Here is an 18,265-nt window from a genome sequence, read left to right on the forward strand (position 1 = left end):
TCTAAAGTTGAGTGAACTGCAAAGATCGGGGGCGGCAGAGGTTTACGGCTGGCCGTAGCCGTCCAGGAAGCGTCCGATCCGGCCCATCGCGTCCCGCAGGTCCGTGACCGCCGGCAGGGTCACGACCCGGAAGTGATCGTGCTCGGGCCAGTTGAACCCGGTCCCCTGCACGACCATGATCTTCTCGCTGCGCAGCAGGTCCAGCACCATCCGGCGGTCGTCCTTGATCTTGAACACCTTGGGGTCGAGCCGCGGGAACAGGTACAGGGCGCCCTTCGGCCGTACGCAGCTCACCCCCGGGATCTGCGTGAGCAGCTCGTACGCGGTGTCCATCTGTTCCTTCAGGCGCCCGCCCGGCAGTACCAGGTCGTCGATGGACTGACGGCCGCTGAGCGCGGCGACCACGCCGTGCTGGCCGGGCATGTTCGCGCACAGCCGCATGTTCGCGAGGATCGTCAGGCCCTCGATGTAGGAGTCGGCGTGGGCGCGCGGCCCGGAGATCGACATCCAGCCGACCCGGTACCCGGCCACCCGGTAGGCCTTGGACATGCCGTTGAAGGTCAGGGTCAGCAGGTCGGGGGCGACCGCCGCGGTCGGGGTGTGCGTGGCGCCGTCGTAGAGGATCTTGTCGTAGATCTCGTCGGAGCAGACCAGCAGGTTGTTGCGGCGGGCGATGTCGGTGAGCCCCTTGATGACCGCCTCGTCGTAGACGGCCCCGGTCGGGTTGTTGGGGTTGATGATGACGATCGCCTTGGTGCGGTCGGTGACCTTGCGCTCGACGTCGGCGAGGTCGGGCATCCAGTCGGACTGCTCGTCGCAGCGGTAGTGCACGGCCGTGCCGCCCGACAGCGACACGGCGGCGGTCCACAGCGGATAGTCGGGCGCGGGTACGAGGACCTCGTCCCCGTCGTCCAGCAGGCCCTGCATCGCCATCACGATCAGCTCGGAGACGCCGTTGCCGATGAAGACGTGCTCCACGTCGGTCTCGATGCCGAGGGTCTGGTTGTGCATGACGACCGCCCGGCGGGCGGCCAGCAGGCCCTTCGCGTCGCCGTAGCCGTGCGCGGAGGAGACGTTCCTGAGGACGTCCTCCAGGATCTCCGGCGGGCACTCGAAGCCGAACGCCGCCGGATTGCCCGTGTTCAGCTTGAGGATGCGGTGCCCGGCCGCCTCCAGCCGCATCGCCTCCTCGAGCACCGGGCCGCGGATCTCGTAACAGACGTTGGCGAGCTTCGTCGACTGGATCACCTGCATGTCAGGGAGCTTACGGCCCGGTAACGCCTTTTGGACCGTGTTTTCCGACACGTGAGACGTGTGGTTTGTGCTGTTATCGCCGGTAGCTGTCTCGCCGGCCCCACCCCTCTCTACAATGCGCGGCCATGTCGAGGCCAGCCGAGTACGAGAACGGGGCGCACGAGTCGAACATCGGCTTGCACCCGGTGAGCGGTGGTGTGCAGGACCCGCCGAGCGTGTACCACCCGCAGGAGCAGCCTGCGCCCTCCTACGAGGAGTACAACGACCCGGCTGCCGCGCACGGCTGGCAGAACGCCTACGACGAGACGGCCCAGTTGCCCGCCGTGGTGCCGGACGCCGACCGCCCCCAGCGGCGTGCCGCCCCCGGCCACCGCGCCCGGCGCAGGCCGAGCCGGTGGAGTTCGCCGCGCGTCGCGGTCGCGGGGGCGGTCGGGGCCGTGTCGGTGGCGGCCGTGATCGCCGGGTTCTCCTTCTCGGGGACGTCCTCGGGCGGGACCGGGGGGAAGGGGGCGCACACGGGACCGACGGCCACCGACCTTCCCGCACCCACCGGCCAGGAGGAGTCGGCCGCGAGCGGTGACGCACAGGAGTCCTCCGGCGGCGCGTCGGCGTCCGCCGAGCCCTCGACGGACGCCACGACACCCGGAAGCGGGTCCCCGACCCCGAGTTCGACGGACACCGCGGCGACCTCCTCGCAGCCCTCCGCCCCCGCCACCACGTCCGGCTCGGCCCCCGCCGAGACGACCTACGCGCCCGGCAACTCCGGCAACAACCCCGGCCACGGCAAACGGCCCCGATAGTCGGCCGGTGGCGCAAAGCGATCGCCCGCTCGGGTCCTGAATCGACTCCTTGCCCCGGCATGCCGGTCCCCTCACAATGCCCATGACAAATATGCGGGCGGCCGGAAGATCTCCGGTCGCCCAAGTCGCAAGAGGGGACCCCCACATGAAGAAACCTCTCGGCGCCGTCGTCACCGCCCTGGTACTCGCCGGGGCCGGCGCGGCACCCGCGGTCGCGGCGCCCGTCAAGGACACGGCGGCACCCGCCCTTCAGGCCGTCAACTTCGCCGGCACCGTCTCGCTCAGCAACTGCTCCGGCTCGGTCATCCGCTTCCCCAACTCCGCGGACACCGACCCGGCGCTGGTCATGACCAACGGCCACTGCCTGGAGACCGGTTTCCCGTCGCCCGGCGAGGTCATCACCGGTCAGTCCTCCAGCCGCAGCTTCGGACTGCTGAACTCCTCCGGCAGCAGGATCGGCACGCTGCGGGCCAACCAGGTCGTCTACTCGACGATGACCGACACGGACGTCACCATCTACCGGCTGACGACCACGTACTCCGCGATCAGGAGCTCGTACGGCATCAGCCCGCTGACCGTCCAGGACACGCACCCCACGGCCGGCACCGCCATCACGGTCGTCTCCGGTTACTGGAAGCGGACCTACGCCTGCAACATCGACGGCTTCGTCTACCGCCTCAAGGAGGGCGACTGGACCTGGAAGGACTCGGTCCGCTACACCTCCGCCTGCCAGACCATCGGCGGCACCTCCGGCTCGCCGGTGATCGACAACGCCACCGGCAAGGTCGTCGCCGTCAACAACACCGGCAACGAGGACGGCGAGCGCTGCACGGACAACAACCCGTGCGAGGTCGACGCCAGCGGCAACGTCACCGTCCGCCAGGGCATCAACTACGCCGAGGAGACGTACCAGATCCCCGCCTGCTTCACCACAGGCAACAAGCTGAACCTGAGCGCGAGCGGCTGCACGCTGCCCAAGCCGTAGCTCAGCCGCGGGTGGCGTTCCGTCGTACGGGACTGCGACGGACCGCCCGCCCCGCCAGCACGTCCGTCCGCCGCCCGTCCTCGATCACGAAGCGGCCGTCGACGAAGACGTACGGAATGCCCGTCGGCAGCGTCCGCGGATTCTCGTACGTCGCCCCCGCCGCCACCGTCCGCGGGTCGAACAGGACGAGGTCGGCACGGTACCCCTCGCGGACCAGGCCCCGGTCCTCGAGCCGCAGCCGCGCCGCCGGGCGCGAGGTGAGGTGGGCGACGCACTCCTCCAGTGACAGCACGCCCAACTCCCGCACGTAGTGGCCGAGATAGCGGGGGAAGGTGCCGTAGGCGCGCGGATGGGGCTTGGTGCCCTGCAGGATGCCGTCCGAGCCGCCGGTGTGCACCGGGTGCCGCATGATCGTGCGCACGTTCTCCTCGTGGCCGACGTGCTGGAGGATCGTCGAGCCCAGCCGGTCCCGCAGCAGCAGGTGCCGGGCGGTCGCCCACGGGCTCTCGCCCCGCAGGTCGGCCGACTCCCGCACGCTGCGGCCGACGAAGCCGGCCAGCCCGGGGTCGCTCACCCCGGAGATCTCTATCGTGTCCCACTCGATGGGCACGCCGTGACAGCCGTCCGAACCCACGGCCTCCATGTGGTGCCGGATGCGCTCGGCCGTGTCGTCGTCCGCCAGGCGCTTGAGGACCGCCTCCGGACCGCCCTCGCTCGCCCAGCTCGGCAGCATGGCCGCCAGGGTCGTGCAGCCGGGGGTGTAAGGGTAGGTGTCCAGCGTGATGTCCGTGCCGGACGCCAACGCGTCGTCCAGCAGCCGCAGCAGCTCCGGCGCCCGGCCCTTGTTCACGCCGAAGTTCATGGTGGCGTGGGCGAGATGCAGGGAGCAGCCGGCCTCCCGGGTCAGGTCCACCATCTCCGCGTACGCCTCCAGGGCGCCCGCCCCGTACGAGCGGTGGTGGGGGCAGTAGTAGCCGTCGTAGGACGCCACCACCCGGCACAGCTCGGTCAGTTCGGCGTCCTTGGCGTACATGCCGGGCGTGTAGGTCAGCCCCGAGGACATGCCGACCGCGCCCTGCTCCATGCCCTCGGCGACCAACTGCCGCATCCGGTCCAGCTCGCCGGGCGTCGCCTCGCGGTCCTCCCAGCCGACGGCGAGCATCCGCACGGTCCCCTGAGGGATCAGATAGGCCGCGTTGACGGCGATGCCCCGGTCGAGGCGGTCCAGGTACTCGCCGACCGAACGCCAGTCGAAGTCGATGTCGTCGCCGTGGCCGTTCCAGCCGGTGATCGTGCGGCGCACCTCGGCCAGGGTGCGGTCGTCGACCGGCGCGTACGACAGCCCGTCCTGGCCCAGTACTTCGAGCGTGACCCCTTGCGCGGCCTTCGCGCTGTGGTCGGGGTCGCGCAGCAGGGCGAGGTCGCTGTGGGCGTGCATGTCGATGAAGCCGGGGGACAGCACGAGTCCCTCGGCGTCGAGTTCCCGTTGGGCCTCGGGCCGCTGGCAGCCGGCCGCCGCGGCCTCCTTCACGATCGAGACGATCCTGCCGCCGTCGATCACCACGTCGGCGCGGTACGACGGCTCACCGCTGCCGTCCACGACGTCCGCGTCCCGGATGACGAGCTCTTCCATGGCGGGCTCCCTCTAGAAGAACGTACGGATGTAGTCGACGACCGTGCCGTCCGCCTCGGCCAGTGGGATCAGCTGCCACTTGTCGAAGGACGTGCACGGATGGGACAGCCCCATCCCCACCCAGTCTCCGACCTCCAGGTCCGCTTCGTCGGTGGTCCGCAGCCACGCGTGCTGGTCGGAGAGGGCCGTCACCGAGACGCCGGTGGCCGGGCGCTCGGCGCCGTCCCGGCGTACGACCTGGGCGAACGGCAGGTCGAGGTCGTGGGCCGCGTCCCGCTTACCGGCGTTGACGAAGGCCTGCTCGGCGGACGGGCGGGAGACGACCTGCGCCCACAGGCGGAACGCCGGCTCCAGGGCGCCCTCCTCCGGGACCCGGTTGAACGGCGTGAGCCTGCGGTAGTGGCCGTCGTCGTGCGAGACGTAGGCGCCGGAGCGCAGCAACTTCAGTACGGGCGCCGACAGAGCGGGGATCTCCGCGAAGACGTCGGCCACCGCGTCGAACCAGGCGCTGCCGCCCGCACTGACGACGATCTCGTCGAGCCCCGCGAACCGCCCCGCCTCGTCGAAGGCGACGGCCAGCGCGACCAGCCGCCGCAGCCAGGCGCGCACCCGCTTCGGATCGGCCCGCGGCACCTCGCCCTCGTACCCGGCGACCCCGACGAGCCGGAGTGTGCGGGTGCCGGCGACCGCGTCCGCGACGGCCGCGCACTCGGCCTCCGTACGCACGCCCGTCCGGGCGCCCTCGCCGGCGGCGAGCTCGACGACGACGTCGAGGGGGCGTCGCGCCCCGGCGAGAGCCGCGTCCATCAGCTCGACACCGCGCACGGAGTCGACGTAGCAGACGAGACGGAAACCGGGGTCGGCGTCCAGCTCGGCGGAGATCCACCGCAGGGCGGCCGGGTCGACTAGCTCGTTGGCGAGGAAGACCCGCTTAAAGCCGAACTCCCGCGCCACGCGCACCTGGTGGGGTACGGCGAGGGTGATGCCCCACGCCCCGCGGTCGATCTGCTGCCGGAACAACCGGGGCGCCATGGAGGTCTTGCCGTGCGGGGCGAACGCCAGGCCGTGCCGGGCGGCGTACGTCTCCATGAGCGCCAGGTTGTGCTCCAGGTGCTCGGCGGACAGTGCGAGCACGGGGGTGGTGAAACCGCCGGTGAACAGGTTGCGGCGCTGGGCGGCGAGCTCACCGATCGTCAGGCCGTCGGCGTCCGGCGGGAGGCCCTTGAAGCGGTGGTCGACGCGTTCCTCCGCGAGGCGGGCGAGCGCTTCGGAGCCGGTGTCGCGGGCCATACAGCCTCCCTGATCAGGTGCGTTGCAGTAGCTGCAATGCTCATTGCGTATGTCGCTTACTGCTGTCTAACATCTCGGCCAACGCGGGGTCAACGAAAAGCCGTCACCCGCATCTCACCTGGGAGCTAAGACGATCGTGACCACCGACGGACCCCGCAACGCCCCCGACGTCGTGGACGTCGTCGCGCTCGGCGAGTCCATGGTCACCTTCCTGCCCAGCCGTCCGGGCCGCCTCGCCGACGTGCCGTCGTTCGAGCGCGGGATCGGCGGGGCGGAGTCGAACGTGGCCTGCGGACTGGCCGCCGCCGGCCACGCCGTGAGGTGGGTCAGCCGGGTCGGCGCGGACGGCTTCGGGGACCACCTCGTCGAGACGATCGGGGGGTTCGGCGTCGACGTCTCCTCGGTGGGACGGGACCCCTCGCGCCCCACGGGGGTGTACTTCCGTACGGCCGGGGACCGGTCGACGGACGCACACGAGGTCGCCTACTACCGGGCCGGGTCGGCCGCCTCGGCGATGTCCGCGGACACGGTGGACCTGGCGGCGGTACGGGCGGGACGCGTGCTGCACCTTTCGGGGATCACGGCCGCGCTGTCGCCCGGGTGCCTGGAACTGGTACGTGCGCTGACCGCTGCCGCGCCGGGCCGGCCCCTCGTCTCCTTCGACGTCAACCACCGGGCGGGGCTGTGGCAGGACGCCGACGGCCCCCGGGTGCTGCTGGACCTGGCGCGGAGAGCCGACATCGTCTTCGTCGGCGAGGACGAGGCGGAGGAGGCGTGGGGGATCACGGGCGGACCGTCGGAGATCCGGGCGGTGCTGTCAGAACCGGGAGTGCTGGTGGTGAAGCAGGGGGCGAAGGGGGCCACCGTTTTCGTGTCGGCCGCGGGCCATGGCGGGCCGGTGGCGCAGTTCCCCGCGCCCCTGAAGGGGCGCTCCACGGACACCTTCGTCCCCGCTCTCGCCGTGGACGTCGTGGCCACCACCGGTGCCGGTGACGCCTTCGCGGCCGGATTCCTCTCCTCGACACTCCGGGGCCTGCCCCTCCGTGACCGTCTGCGGCACGGTCACCTCTGGGCCGCGGCCGCCCTCACCGTCCCCGGCGACCTGGCGACACCCCCCGCCCGCGCACACGCCGACCACCTCGCCGCCCTCGACGACGACACCTGGGAGACACTTCGACTCGGCCCCGGCTGGACGCAAGCCGGCAAGGCCCCGGAGGAGGTACGCACCCCATGAGCCAGACCGTCGACCGAGCGCTCAGCATCCTGCCGCTGCTCGCCGAGGGCCCCGCCGACCTCGGGCAGGTCGCCGACCGCCTCGGCGTGCACAAGTCCACGGCCCTGCGGCTCCTGCGCACGCTCCACGAACACGGCATGGTCTACCGCCAGTCCGACCAGCGCTACCGCCTCGGCGCCCGCCTCATCGCCCTCGCCCAGGAGGCGATGGAGAACCTCGACATCCGCGAGATCGCCCACCCCCACCTCGTACGCCTCAACGAACAGTGCGGGCACACCGTCCACCTCGCCGTGTACGAGGAGGACGAGGTGCTCTACATCGACAAGGTGGAGAGCCGCTACCCGGTGCGGATGTACTCGCGGATCGGCAAGCCCGTCGCCATCACCGTCGCGGCCGTCGCCAAGCTCCTCCTCGCCGACCTCCCCGAGGCCGAGCGCCGGGCCCTGGCCGACAAGCTCGACTACCCCATGTACACGTCCCGTTCCACCCCCAACCCCACCGCCTTCCTGAGGGAGTTGGAGAAGGTGCGCGAACAGGGCTGGGCCACCGACCTCGGCGGCCACGAGGAGTCCATCAACTGCGTCGCGGCCCCCGTCCGCGGCGCCGACGGCCGGGTCGTCGCCGCGATGTCGGTGTCCGCGCCGAACGTCGTCGTCACCGCCGACGAACTCCTCACCCTGCTCCCGCTGGTGCGCCGCACGGCCGACGCGATCAGCGGCGAGTACTCGGGCAGAACCACTGCAAAGGACCCCGTATGACGGACAAGACCGCCCTCACCCCCAGCACCCACACCACCCCGCCCGCCAAGTTCTCCCACGGCGTGCGCAAGGGCAACATCCTCCAGGTCGCGGGCCAGGTCGGCTTCCTGCCCGCCGAGGAGGGCAAGCCGCCCACGCCCGCCGGCCCCACCCTGCGCGAGCAGACCCTGCAGACCCTCGCCAACGTCAAGGCGATCCTTCAGGAGGGCGGCGCGAGCTGGGACGACGTGATGATGATCCGCGTCTACCTCACCGACGTCGACCACTTCGCCGAGATGAACGGCATCTACAACGCCTACTTCGAGGAGCAGGGCCTCACCCAGCCGCCCGCCGCGCGCACGACGGTCTACGTCGGACTGCCCGCCGGCCTCCTCATCGAGATCGACGCGCTCGCCGTCCTCGGCTGACGCTCCCTCACCTCCCGCACGCCACACACGGCATGGCACCTCACGGGGTGCCGTGCCGCGATCCCCCCTGCCCGAAAGCCGTATGCACTTACCCAGAGGACCCCCGAATGCCCCCTTCGCTCGCCGCGGCCACCCCCGCGACCCCGCCCCACACCGGCGGTCTGCTCCTCCTCCTCGACGGCACGGCCGGTCTTCTCACGGTCGCCGCCATCGGTATCGCCCTGCTCCTCTTCCTCATCATCAAGGTCAGACTTCAGCCGTTCGTGGCGCTGCTGGCCGTCTCCATAGCCGTCGGCCTGCTCGCCGGCCTGTCGGTCACCGAACTATTCGGCACGGTCCAGCGGTCGGACGCCGTGTCCACGATCGAGTCCGGCATGGGCGGCATCCTCGGGCACGTCGCGATCATCATCGGCCTCGGCACGATGCTCGGCGCGATCCTGGAGGTCAGCGGCGGAGCGGAGGTGCTCGCCTCCCGGCTGCTGAACCTGTTCGGCGAGCAGCGGGCCCCGCTCGCCATGGGCCTCACCGGCCTGATCTTCGGCATCCCCGTCTTCTTCGACGTCGGCATCTTCGTCCTCGCGCCGATCGTGTACGCGGCGGCCAAGCGCGGCGGCAGGTCGATCCTGCTCTACTGCCTGCCCCTGCTCGCCGGCCTGTCGATGACCCACGCCTTCCTGCCCCCGCACCCCGGCCCGGTGGCCGCGGCCGGCCTGCTCCACGTGGACCTCGGCCGGGTCATCCTCATGGGCATCGTCTGCGGCATCCCCGCCGTGCTCGCCGCGTGGGCGTACTCGGCGTGGATCGGCAACCGCGTCTTCGTGGCCGTACCGCAGGACATGGTGGAGGCGGCCGCCGAGGCCCGGCAGGCCGTGGTCGAGGAACAGCGCGCGTCGGGGGTCGAGCCCACGGAGAAGCCGGTGCCGCTCGGGACGGTGCTGGGCATCATCGGCACCCCGCTGATCCTCATCCTGGCCGCGACCTTCTCCTCGATCGCCCTCGACCCCTCCACGGGCCGCTCGGTCATCGAGTTCTTCGGCCACCCCTTCGTCGCCCTGACCATCGCCCTGCTCCTCGCCTACTACCTGCTCGGCATCCGCCGCGGCTGGTCCCGCAGGTCCCTCGAGACCGTCTCCACCGCCTCGCTCAAGCCGGTCGGCAACATCCTCCTGGTCGTCGGCGCGGGCGGGGTCTTCGGAGCGGTCCTCAAGGCCAGCGGGGTCGCCCAGGCCCTCTCCGACACCTTCAACGACGTCGGCCTGCCCGTGATCGTCCTGTCCTACCTGATCTCGGTGGTCCTGCGGGTGGCCCAGGGCTCGGCCACGGTCGCCATCGTCACGACGGCCGGCATCGTCGCCCCGCTCCTCGCCGAGGGCCACCACTCCCAGAACTTCGTCGCCCTGGTCATCATGGCCATCTCGGCGGGCTCCATCTTCGCCTCGCACGTCAACGACGGCGGCTTCTGGATGGTGGCGAAGTACTTCGGCATCAGCGAGCGGGACACCCTGAAGTCCTGGACGGTCCTGGAATCGGTGCTGTCGGTGGCGGGGTTCGCGGTGGCCGCTGCGGTCAGTGTCTTCGTGTGAGCCGCATGTAGGCGTCTGATAACGAAGTTGGGGCTGGCTGTGTCCGGCACAGGATCGTCGACCATACTGCCCGCTGTGGAGCAGCGCATAGGTTCGAGCAGCCAGCCCCTGAAGGGCGAGCCCGTCACGGGTGCCGGATTCGACCCGGCCTTCATCCCCGGGCTCACCTCGCCCGCGACCGAGGAGCCGGAGGACACCGGGCCCGAGGACGCCGAGGCCGAGGCCGCGGAGACGGCGGAGGCGGAGGCCGTCGCCGGGACCGGGGCCGAGGACGCCGTCGAGGAGCCCGCGACCGACGACGACGGGGAAGAGGCCCCCGAGGGACCCGTCTTCGAGGCCTCCGACCGCCGCGCCAGAATCGTCGCCGACCACAAGGGCGTACGCCTTTCCCTCGACGACCAGCAGTGCGAGTTCCGCTGGGACGAGATCGGCGCCGTCGAGACGGAGTCGCCCCGCTTCGGCAAGCGGTTCACCATCACGGTTCACACCCCTGAGCGCCGCTGGTACCCGATCGAGATCGAGGCACCGGCCAGGTCGCGCTTCAGCGAGTGGGAGACCCAGCTCGACGCCGTCCTCGACGCCTACTTCGAGGACGGGGACGACAACGGGGCCGACGCCGAGGACACCGACTGACGGTCGCGGGAAACCGCCCCCGGCGTGAACCGTTCCGCCCAGCTCGGCACATGCGGGGCGGACGGCTGTGGTCGGCGACAGCCGCTCCGCTCGGTCCGGCCGCCCGGGGGTTCGCCCGGCCCCCGGGCGGCCGTCACCTGACCGGCTCGGCCGACGGCCCCGCGGCCTAAGGGGCTACCGCCACCATTTCGCGCTCAGGGCGATCGTCCGCAGCTGCCGGACCGTCAGGGCGGGGGTGGTGCGGGTCGCGGCGTCGTGCGGGGCACCGGAGTTGAGCTCGCTGATCACGACCCTCCTGCCGTCGCTTCGCAGGGTGTCGACGGTCCACATCACCGCACCCGCGCCGCCCTTCTCACTGGGCCCCTGGTGCACGGCGACCCGCGTGCCGTCGGGCAGCTTCTCGGAGCCGGAGCCGAACAGGTCGTCGGCGACGTCCGACATGTCGTCCTGGACGTTGACCTGGACGAGGAACCTGCCCTTGCCGTCGTCGACGACGAGATAGCCGAAGCCGGTGTCGTCGCCGCTGTCCTCCGACATCGTGAACCTCCCCTTCGGCAGCAGCCCGCGGAGCGTCGGGGCGACGGCCACGGCGCGCCGGGTGGCGCTGGGCGTGGGATCGCCTGCGGGCCGGCCGGGGTCCTCGGGCATCGCGTCGACGGCGTCCCGCCAGACGCGGGCCGCCGCGAGCCGCCTCAACTCCGATGCGGACAGCGGCGGTTCGGGCCGGGTGATCGGCGCGTCCTTCTCGGCCGCCGCGTTCCACTCGCTGATGCCGACCTGCTGGCCCTCGGGTGTGACCAGCTCGGCGCTCCACAGCTTGGTGTCCACCCGGCGGTCCGGATACTCGTACCCCTGCATGACCATCACCACCGAGCCGTCCGGCAGCCGGGTCGTGCCGCAGGCGTCGTAGTGCATGAACACCTTGCCCGGACACTCGGTGCGCTGCCGTGCCTCGTCGCTGCCCGGCCGCACCCGCCCGAGGCTCACGCCGATCGCCGCCGCGCCCTTGCCGTCGTCGTACACGGCGCTCACGTACGGCCCCGGCTCCTCGTCCGTGCCGCGGGCCTCAGCCTTGCTGAACGTCCCCTCGGGCAGCAGCTTCTCCAGGGCGCGGATCAGCGCGTCGCCGGAGACGGGAGCGGGAGCGGGGGTGGGGGTCGCGGTGGTGGAGTGGCCGGAGGTCCCCACGGAGGCCTCGTCCCGCGGTGCCGACCCGTTGCCGCCCGGCAGCACCAGCGCCCCGCCGAGGCCGACGAGAGCCAGGGAGGCGGCCCCGCCCACGACGGCGGCCCGCCGCCTGAGCAGCCGGCGCCGCCCGCGCACCGCCCCCGCGGCCACGAGCGCGGCCCGGTCGGCGTCGAACCCGGCGCCGGCGCGGCGCAGGTCGGCCGAGAGCTGTTCCTCGAAGGGGTCGCTGTGCTGTTCGACGTCGGGCATGACGGACCACCGTTTCGCGAAGTGAGGTGTGACGGTCAGGGGCGTGCGTACTCGCCGAGCTCCTCGCCCAGCAGCCCGCGCAGCCGTCCCAGCGCACGGACACAGCGGGTGCGCACGGCGGCCGAACTGACGTGCATGGCGTCGGCGGTCTCCTCGATGGAGCGGTCCTCCCAGTAGCGCAGGACGACCACCGCCCGGTCCTTCGCGGGCAGTCGGGAGAGCGCCTCCAGCAGGGTCAGCCGCAGCGGCGTGTCCCCGGTGCCGTCGTGCGCCCGGTCGGGCAGCACGTCGGTGGCACGCTCGCTGCTGCTGCGCCGGCGCTGGTGGGCGAGGAACGTACGCGCGAGAACGGTCTGCGCGTACCCGGCGGGGTTGCCGACCCGTGACACGCGTCCCCAGCTGACGTACAGCCGGCCGAGGGTCTCCTGCACCAGGTCCTCGGCGAGATGCGTGTCACCGGCGGTGAGCAGACAGGCGGAACGGTAGAGATGCCCGGCACGCGCCGCCGCGAACTCGGCGTACTCGTCCGCGCGTGCCTGTCTCATGCCCGTTCCCCCTGTCCGTCACCGTTCTCACTTCATTGATGCGGTGGCCCCGGGGAAATGTTTCACCCTTCCTTCGCTACGGCAGCGCGTGCACGTGCGCGCCCACCGAGCCGGACCACGAACCACCCGCCGAGGCGTCCCAGTTCGTCGACCAGGTCATCGCCCCCCGCAGATCGGGGTACGTCTTCGACGGCTTGAAGGAACCGCAGTTGGTGCCCTTGGCCAGACAGTCCAGGGCGTTGTTCACCACGGTCGGCGACACGTAGCCGCTGCCCGCCGCGCTCGTGGAGGCCGGCAGGCCGAGGCCGACCTGGGACGGGGCGAGGCCGCCCTCCAGTTGGATGCAGGCCAGGGCGGTGAGGAAGTCCACCGACCCCTGCGAGTACACCTTGCCGTCGCAGCCCAGCATCGAACCGCTGTTGTAGTACTGCATGTTGACGACCGTCAGGATGTCCTTGATGTTCAGCGCCGTCTGGAAGTAGGAACCGGACGTCGACTGCATGTCGATGGTCTGCGGGGCCATGGTGATGACCAGGGACGAGCCCGCCTTCGCCGACAGGGCCCGCAGCGCCTGGGACATGTAGGTGGCGTTGAGGCCGTTCTCCAGGTCGATGTCGACGCCGTCGAAGCCGTAGGTCTGCATCAGCGAGTACACCGAGTTCGCGAAGTTCGTCGCGGACGTCGAGTCGCTCACCGACACCGTGCCGTTCTGGCCGCCGACCGAGACGATGACCTTCTTGCCGGCGGCCTGCTTGGCCTTGATGTCCGCCTTGAACTGGTCGACGGTGTAGCCGCCGAGCCCCGCCGAGTCGAGGTTGAAGGTCACCGCGCCCGGTGTCGTCGTCGCGTCCGCGAACGCCACCGCGATGATGTCGTACTGGGAGGAGACGTCGGAGATCTTCTGGACCTTGGCCCCGTTGTTGAAGTTCTGCCAGTAGCCGGTGACCGCGTGCTTGGGCAGCGTGCCGCCGCCTCCGCCGCCCCCGCCGGAGCCGGCCGTCGTCCCGGTGACCGCCCCGGACTTCGCCGACTCACCGGCCGAGTTCGTCGCCGTGACCTGGAAGGAGTAGGAGGTGGCGGCGGCGAGGCCGGTCACGGTCGCCGACGTCCCCGTCACCGCCGTGACCTTGGTGCCGTCCATGTAGACGTTGTAGCCGGTCGCGCCGGACACGGTGTTCCAGGCCAGCGACACCGACGAGGACGTCGTACCGGAGACCGTGAGGCCGCCCGGAGCGGCCGGGACCGTCGGGCCGCCGCCGCTGCCCCCACCGCCGCCGTCGGGGCCGTAGACCGAGACGTCGTCGGCGTAGTAGGCGGCCTGCCCGTACCAGCCGTGGGTGTAGACCGTCACGGACGTCGTCGAGGACCCGGTGGTGAAGCTCGTCGACAGCTGCTTCCAGGAGGACGAGTCCGGGGTCCAGGCGGAGACGTCGGTGGTGCCGGTGCCGGTGACGCCGAGGAAGGCGTACCCGCCCTGCACCCAGGCGCTCAGGCTGTACGTGGAGCCCGGCCGGACGGCCACCGTCTGGCTGCACTGGGCGCTGTCCTGCGCGGCCGGTGTCGCCTTCAGGGCGGCCGAGCCGCTGTGGACGGGGGAGGAGACCGTCGTCCCGCTGCTCGCGGAACAGGTCCAGTTGCCCAGACCCGACTCGAAGCCGGCGTTCTGGGCGTTGTTGACGTCCGCGGCGGACGCCTGGCCCGTGCCCAGGAAGGTGAGGGCGAGGGCGGCGGTGACGGCTCCTGACCAGAACCGTGCTGATCGTCTCTGTGGGGACATGACAATAAGTTGGTCCAGACCAATACGCCTGTCAAGAGGTCCAGACCAAATGTGGTGGTCGGGGGGCGAGGCCGGATGGGGATCGGCAAGATGCACAAGGTGCCCCGTTTTGGCGCAACTTGTGAGGCGGCAGTTCCACATCAGCTGCACAAACGCTGTTCTCCGGTCACAAGCCCGTGGTTACAGTGCTGACGTAGTCACGCAGTGAAGTCATTTCGGTGCACCGGAGTAATCCCGGTGCGCCGACGGCGCAACACGGGGAGCTGCGCGTGCCAACAGCCGTTGCCGTGACCAGTGCCGACATGGCGCTGCCGCCGCAGGACGAACGGACCTTGCCCGCCGTCGTCCTGCGGGACCTGGACCGCCAGCCTCTCGACCAGGCGCTGGCGGCCGTACAGGCCCTGATCGACCAGTACGGGCATCTCGTCGTCGTGTGCTCGAAGGCCGCCCCCGCCGGGGTGGAGCAGCGGCTGTGGACGATCCGCTCCCTGCTGGAGAGCGACCGGATCGCCCTGTTCCGGCCCGATCTGCCCCCGCTCGGACTCGCGGTCCTGGCCCGCCAGTTGCGCCAGCTCGCCTCCTGCGACCTCAGTCCGGGCGTCCTCGCCTCCGCCGGCCGCCTGCTGACCCACTACATCCACGCGGGCGCGCTGCTCGGCTCCGTCGCCCGGCTGGACCGTGTACCCGTCGGCCTGAAGTCGCACGCCAAGTCCTGGGTGCCGGGCAGTCAGTTCGCCGTACTGGCCCATCCCGAGCCGCACCTGGTCAAGCTCGGGCCCGGGGCGGCCGCCCTTCCCGGACCGGAGTTCGGCACCCGGATGCTGGTCGGCAAGGGGCAGTTGCAGTCGGACTGGGTCACCGCCACGCTGGCCAAGCAGTGGAACGCCCAGGGGCTGCGGGAGATCCCGGCGCCCGCCGAGTCCGCGACCTGGTGGGGCACGAACAGGCTGGTCGAGTTCGCCGCCTATCTGCCCGACCTCTCGGTCCTCTACCAACTGGTCACGTCCGTCCGGCAGGGCGTCTGCCACTGGTGCGGCATCGACGTGATCGGCGACCGCTGCGTGTTCTGCTCCGCCACCCCGCCACCGCCCCCGGACGGCCCCAGGCAGCTTCCCGCCGGGAGAGGCTCCTGAAGCCGCGGGCCACAGCTCCGCGTACCGCTCGCACACCCCCCATCCGCTCGACCGATGTCCCCCAATGAGGTTGTACGGTTCATGAACTCCCGTCAGCGCCGCGGCGTGCTCCTGCTGGTCCTGTCGATCGTCTGCGCCCTCGGCGCGTTCGTCGGCGTCCTGTCCGTCATCGGCGACGTGAAGTCCAAGGTCGGGCCCGAGGTCACGGCGTACCAGGTCAAGGCCAAGATAGATCCGTACACCCAGCTGAGCCCGGACCAGTTCGAGAAGATCTCGATGCCCAAGCGCTGGCTGTCGGACAACGCGGTCACCCATATCGGCGACATCCGGGGCAAGATCGCCGTCACCACGCTGAAGCCGGGCTCCCTGCTCCAGACCGACATGATCGTGGACCAGCCGGCTCTGCAGCCCGGGCAGCAGGAGGTCGCCATCATGATCGACGCGGCGACCGGGGTGGCGGGCAAGATCACGCCCGGTTCCACCGTCAACGTCTACGCCACCTTCGCGGGCCAGCGCCAGGGCGACCCCGCCGAGTCCAAGATCATCGTAACGAACGCGAAGGTGCTGGACGTCGGCGCGATCAAAGCGCTCGACCCCTCGGAGGCCGGCAAGAACCAGCCCACCGACACCGTCCCCATCACCTTCGCCCTCTCCACCCTGGACGCGCAGCGCATCACCTACGCCGAGTCGTTCGCCCAGCGGGTCCGGCTCGCGCTGGTCGCACCGGGCGGCGGCACGACGGTCCCGGACAAGGACCGCACGTACGAACTCGCGAAGGACAAGTGAGCCCGCATGCCCACCAGGATCCTCCCGGCCGTCGGTGACGCGGACGCGGTCCGTTCCCTCACGACCCTGCTCAGCCAGCTCCCGGACGCCGAACCGGTCGCCCCGGTCGTCGACTCCACCCAGCTCGTCGACACCCTCGCCCGCCTGGCCGCCGAGTCGGTCGACGAGCTCCCCGAGGTCGTCGTGGTCCACGAGCGCATCGGCCCGGTCCCGGCCCTGGAACTCATCCGAGAGGTGGCGCTGCGCTTCCCGGCGGTCGGGGTCATCCTCGTCACCACGGACGCGAGCCCCGGCCTCTTCCAGGCCGCCATGGACTACGGCGCGCGCGGCCTGGTGGCCCTCCCGCTGAGCTACGAGGAGCTGGCGAGCCGCGTGCAGGCCGTCGCCCAGTGGTCGGTGGGCGTACGGCGTCACCTGGGCGCCGGAGGCGACGTGTTCACCGGCGTCGGCGGGACCGTCGTGACGGTGAGCGGGTCCAAGGGCGGGGTGGGGGCGACCCTCACCGCCATCCAGCTCGCCCTGGCCGCACAGGCCTCGGGGCGTGCCGCGGCCCTCGTGGACATGGACCTGCAGACCGGCGACGTCGCCTCCTACCTGGACGTCCAGTTCCGGCGTTCGGTGGTCGACCTGGCCGCGATCAACGACATCTCCCCGCGGGTCCTGGCGGACGCCGTCTTCCGGCACGACACGGGCCTGTCACTGCTGCTCGCGCCGGGGGAGGGCGAGCGCGGCGAGGAGATGACGGACCGCGCGGCCCGGCAGATCGTCAGCGCCCTCAGGTCCCGCTACGAGGTCGTGGTGGTCGACTGCGGGGCCCAGTTGAGCGGGGCCGGCGCCGCGGCCGTGGAGATGGCCGACCAGGCGCTGCTGGTCACCACGCCGGACGTGGTCGCGGTGCGGGGCGCCAAGCGGACGGTGCGGATGTGGGACCGGCTGCAGATCCGCAAGGCGGAGGAGACGACGGTCGTCGTCAACCGGCACTCGCGGGCCGCCGAGATCCAGCCGCCGCTGATCCAGAAGATCACCGGCACCGCGGTCGCCGCCACCGCGATCCCGGCCAACTTCAAGGAACTGCAGTCCGCGGTGGACGCCGGCCGCATCCACGAACTGGACAACAAGGGCGCGGTCAAGCAGGCCCTTTGGGGTCTCGCCGGGGAGCTGGGCCTGATGAGGGCGATGGAGGGGGCGCACCGCGGCGGGGGTCGGTTCCGCGGGGACCGGGGGTCGGTGAGTTTCCGGCGGCGCAGGGAGCTGGGGCCATGAGGAGGCGGCGCGGCGACCGGGGGCAGGTGACCGTCGAGTTCCTCGGCATGACACCGCTGATCATCCTGACCCTGGTGCTGGTGTGGCAGTTCGTGCTGGTGGGGTACGCCTACTCGCTCGCGGGGAATGCTGCCGACGAGGGCGTACGGGCGGCGACCGCCGCACCTCGGGGGGCGCGGGCCGGTGCCTGCGAACAGGCGGCGCTCGAGCACCTGTCGGGACCGTGGAGGGGAGCGGCCAAGGTGGAGTGCGGCGGCACCGGCTTCGTGACCGCGGACGTGGCGATCGAGGTCCCGGTCCTCTTCCCGGGGTCGGTCTCCTTCCCCTTCACCGTGCACGGACACGCGGGCGCGGTGGAGGAGGTGAAGGAGTGACATGTCGTACCACCGCAGACGTCGTGACGCCGGCCAAGTGGCCATCGAGTACCTGGGGTTCCTTCCCGTCCTGCTTCTCGTCGCGCTCGCCGGGGTGCAGTTGGGGCTGATCGCGTACGCCGCCCAGCAGGCGGGCACGGCGGCCCGGGCGGGGGCACGCGCGGCCTCCCTCCAGCAGGCGGCGGGCGCGGCCTGCGCGCAGGCCGTCAACCTGGACGCCACCTGCGAGTCGGCGGACCTGGGCACGGAGGTGCGGGTCACCTCGCACGTGACCATCCCCGTCCTCTTCCCCGGACTGGGCCGCTACGAAGCCAGCAAGACCGCCGTCATGCCGCTCGACCACTGAGACACCCGGGCACAGCGAGGAGCACCG

The 18,265-nt window shown here is 71.2% G+C and carries 18 protein-coding genes; 12 read left to right on the forward strand and 6 right to left on the reverse strand.

All coding sequences use genetic code 11. The features are described from left to right. Nucleotides 1-42 precede the first annotated feature (42 nt). Complete coding sequence (locus tag FBY22_RS02055; protein WP_142142175.1) at nt 43-1,254, reverse strand: pyridoxal phosphate-dependent aminotransferase; 1,212 nt, start codon at nt 1,252-1,254, stop codon at nt 43-45. Between the two features lie 125 nt (nt 1,255-1,379). On the opposite strand from FBY22_RS02055, the gene FBY22_RS02060 reads away from it, so the two are divergent. Both FBY22_RS02060 and FBY22_RS02065 read left to right on the forward strand, forming a co-directional pair. Further along, nucleotides 1,380-2,054 (forward strand): hypothetical protein, encoded by a 675-nt coding sequence (locus tag FBY22_RS02060; protein ID WP_142142176.1) that lies wholly within the window; start codon nt 1,380-1,382, stop codon nt 2,052-2,054. Between the two features lie 145 nt (nt 2,055-2,199). After that, nucleotides 2,200-3,039 carry a serine protease gene (locus FBY22_RS02065; RefSeq protein WP_142142177.1) on the forward strand — a complete coding sequence of 280 codons (840 nt, stop codon included), beginning with the start codon at nt 2,200-2,202 and terminating at the stop codon, nt 3,037-3,039. A 1-nt stretch (nt 3,040) separates the two neighbouring features. On the opposite strand, the gene FBY22_RS02070 is transcribed toward FBY22_RS02065, so the two are convergent. Together FBY22_RS02070 and FBY22_RS02075 are read right to left on the reverse strand one after the other, a co-directional pair. Beyond that, on the reverse strand, nt 3,041-4,672 hold the full coding sequence (locus FBY22_RS02070) for an amidohydrolase family protein (protein ID WP_142142178.1): 1,632 nt from the start codon (nt 4,670-4,672) through the stop codon (nt 3,041-3,043). Between the two features lie 12 nt (nt 4,673-4,684). After that, a complete protein-coding gene (locus FBY22_RS02075) occupies nt 4,685-5,962 on the reverse strand; it encodes an amino acid deaminase (RefSeq protein WP_142142179.1) in 1,278 nt (425 codons plus the stop codon). A 136-nt stretch (nt 5,963-6,098) separates the two neighbouring features. On the opposite strand from FBY22_RS02075, the gene FBY22_RS02080 reads away from it, so the two are divergent. The 5 genes from FBY22_RS02080 to FBY22_RS02100 all read left to right on the forward strand — a co-directional run bounded on the left by FBY22_RS02080 (nt 6,099) and on the right by FBY22_RS02100 (nt 10,577). Next, the gene (locus FBY22_RS02080; protein WP_142142180.1) at nt 6,099-7,196 is read left to right on the forward strand and encodes a sugar kinase; all 1,098 of its coding nucleotides are present in this window, start codon (nt 6,099-6,101) and stop codon (nt 7,194-7,196) included. After that, the gene (locus FBY22_RS02085; protein WP_142142181.1) at nt 7,193-7,954 is read left to right on the forward strand and encodes an IclR family transcriptional regulator; all 762 of its coding nucleotides are present in this window, start codon (nt 7,193-7,195) and stop codon (nt 7,952-7,954) included. Before FBY22_RS02080 ends, FBY22_RS02085 begins: the two co-directional genes overlap by 4 nt. Then, a complete protein-coding gene (locus FBY22_RS02090) occupies nt 7,951-8,361 on the forward strand; it encodes a RidA family protein (RefSeq protein ID WP_142142182.1) in 411 nt (136 codons plus the stop codon). Before FBY22_RS02085 ends, FBY22_RS02090 begins: the two co-directional genes overlap by 4 nt. 107 nt (nt 8,362-8,468) lie before the next feature. Continuing rightward, nucleotides 8,469-9,944 (forward strand): GntP family permease, encoded by a 1,476-nt coding sequence (locus tag FBY22_RS02095; protein WP_142142183.1) that lies wholly within the window; start codon nt 8,469-8,471, stop codon nt 9,942-9,944. 75 nt (nt 9,945-10,019) lie between these two features. Beyond that, nucleotides 10,020-10,577 carry a hypothetical protein gene (locus FBY22_RS02100; RefSeq protein WP_142142184.1) on the forward strand — a complete coding sequence of 186 codons (558 nt, stop codon included), beginning with the start codon at nt 10,020-10,022 and terminating at the stop codon, nt 10,575-10,577. A 174-nt stretch (nt 10,578-10,751) separates the two neighbouring features. Here the strand turns inward: FBY22_RS02100 and FBY22_RS02105 are convergent, their stop codons facing one another. From FBY22_RS02105 to FBY22_RS02115, 3 genes are all read right to left on the reverse strand, one after another. Beyond that, on the reverse strand, nt 10,752-12,014 hold the full coding sequence (locus tag FBY22_RS02105) for a hypothetical protein (RefSeq protein ID WP_142142185.1): 1,263 nt from the start codon (nt 12,012-12,014) through the stop codon (nt 10,752-10,754). A 35-nt stretch (nt 12,015-12,049) separates the two neighbouring features. After that, nucleotides 12,050-12,559 (reverse strand): SigE family RNA polymerase sigma factor, encoded by a 510-nt coding sequence (locus tag FBY22_RS02110; RefSeq protein ID WP_142142186.1) that lies wholly within the window; start codon nt 12,557-12,559, stop codon nt 12,050-12,052. Between the two features lie 76 nt (nt 12,560-12,635). Next, the gene (locus FBY22_RS02115; RefSeq protein WP_142142187.1) at nt 12,636-14,336 is read right to left on the reverse strand and encodes a chitinase; all 1,701 of its coding nucleotides are present in this window, start codon (nt 14,334-14,336) and stop codon (nt 12,636-12,638) included. A gap of 302 nt (nt 14,337-14,638) precedes the next feature. Between FBY22_RS02115 and FBY22_RS02125 the strand changes: the two genes are divergently transcribed. From FBY22_RS02125 to FBY22_RS02145, 5 genes are all read left to right on the forward strand, one after another. After that, on the forward strand, nt 14,639-15,469 hold the full coding sequence (locus tag FBY22_RS02125; RefSeq protein ID WP_142147296.1) for a hypothetical protein: 831 nt from the start codon (nt 14,639-14,641) through the stop codon (nt 15,467-15,469). 81 nt (nt 15,470-15,550) lie between these two features. Then, a complete protein-coding gene (gene cpaB / locus FBY22_RS02130) occupies nt 15,551-16,255 on the forward strand; it encodes a Flp pilus assembly protein CpaB (RefSeq protein WP_142142188.1) in 705 nt (234 codons plus the stop codon). 6 nt (nt 16,256-16,261) lie between these two features. After that, nucleotides 16,262-17,518 carry an AAA family ATPase gene (locus tag FBY22_RS02135; RefSeq protein WP_142142189.1) on the forward strand — a complete coding sequence of 419 codons (1,257 nt, stop codon included), beginning with the start codon at nt 16,262-16,264 and terminating at the stop codon, nt 17,516-17,518. Further along, nucleotides 17,515-17,892, forward strand: a complete 378-nt coding sequence (locus FBY22_RS02140) for a TadE/TadG family type IV pilus assembly protein (RefSeq protein WP_142142190.1) — start codon at nt 17,515-17,517, stop codon at nt 17,890-17,892. The genes FBY22_RS02135 and FBY22_RS02140 overlap by 4 nt, the downstream gene beginning before the upstream one ends. Nucleotide 17,893: 1 nt before the next feature. Further along, nucleotides 17,894-18,238, forward strand: a complete 345-nt coding sequence (locus FBY22_RS02145; protein ID WP_142142191.1) for a TadE/TadG family type IV pilus assembly protein — start codon at nt 17,894-17,896, stop codon at nt 18,236-18,238. Nucleotides 18,239-18,265: the final 27 nt, after the last annotated feature.

It is taken from the genome of Streptomyces sp. SLBN-31, from assembly GCF_006715395.1.
In the GTDB taxonomy this organism is placed as follows: Bacteria; Actinomycetota; Actinomycetes; order Streptomycetales; family Streptomycetaceae; genus Streptomyces.

What these genes read in the sequence shown, in the direction of transcription:
- FBY22_RS02140 (WP_142142190.1), top strand. Translation starts at nt 17,515, where the DNA reads ATGAGGAGGCGGCGCGGCGACCGGGGGCAGGTGACCGTCGAGTTCCTC.
- FBY22_RS02070 (WP_142142178.1), bottom strand. Translation starts at nt 4,672, where the DNA reads ATGGAAGAGCTCGTCATCCGGGACGCGGACGTCGTGGACGGCAGCGGT.
- FBY22_RS02095 (WP_142142183.1), top strand. Translation starts at nt 8,469, where the DNA reads ATGCCCCCTTCGCTCGCCGCGGCCACCCCCGCGACCCCGCCCCACACC.
- cpaB (WP_142142188.1), top strand. Translation starts at nt 15,551, where the DNA reads ATGAACTCCCGTCAGCGCCGCGGCGTGCTCCTGCTGGTCCTGTCGATC.
- FBY22_RS02115 (WP_142142187.1), bottom strand. Translation starts at nt 14,336, where the DNA reads ATGTCCCCACAGAGACGATCAGCACGGTTCTGGTCAGGAGCCGTCACC.
- FBY22_RS02145 (WP_142142191.1), top strand. Translation starts at nt 17,894, where the DNA reads ATGTCGTACCACCGCAGACGTCGTGACGCCGGCCAAGTGGCCATCGAG.
- FBY22_RS02055 (WP_142142175.1), bottom strand. Translation starts at nt 1,254, where the DNA reads ATGCAGGTGATCCAGTCGACGAAGCTCGCCAACGTCTGTTACGAGATC.
- FBY22_RS02060 (WP_142142176.1), top strand. Translation starts at nt 1,380, where the DNA reads ATGTCGAGGCCAGCCGAGTACGAGAACGGGGCGCACGAGTCGAACATC.
- FBY22_RS02105 (WP_142142185.1), bottom strand. Translation starts at nt 12,014, where the DNA reads ATGCCCGACGTCGAACAGCACAGCGACCCCTTCGAGGAACAGCTCTCG.
- FBY22_RS02110 (WP_142142186.1), bottom strand. Translation starts at nt 12,559, where the DNA reads ATGAGACAGGCACGCGCGGACGAGTACGCCGAGTTCGCGGCGGCGCGT.
- FBY22_RS02125 (WP_142147296.1), top strand. Translation starts at nt 14,639, where the DNA reads ATGGCGCTGCCGCCGCAGGACGAACGGACCTTGCCCGCCGTCGTCCTG.
- FBY22_RS02075 (WP_142142179.1), bottom strand. Translation starts at nt 5,962, where the DNA reads ATGGCCCGCGACACCGGCTCCGAAGCGCTCGCCCGCCTCGCGGAGGAA.
- FBY22_RS02085 (WP_142142181.1), top strand. Translation starts at nt 7,193, where the DNA reads ATGAGCCAGACCGTCGACCGAGCGCTCAGCATCCTGCCGCTGCTCGCC.
- FBY22_RS02090 (WP_142142182.1), top strand. Translation starts at nt 7,951, where the DNA reads ATGACGGACAAGACCGCCCTCACCCCCAGCACCCACACCACCCCGCCC.
- FBY22_RS02135 (WP_142142189.1), top strand. Translation starts at nt 16,262, where the DNA reads ATGCCCACCAGGATCCTCCCGGCCGTCGGTGACGCGGACGCGGTCCGT.
- FBY22_RS02065 (WP_142142177.1), top strand. Translation starts at nt 2,200, where the DNA reads ATGAAGAAACCTCTCGGCGCCGTCGTCACCGCCCTGGTACTCGCCGGG.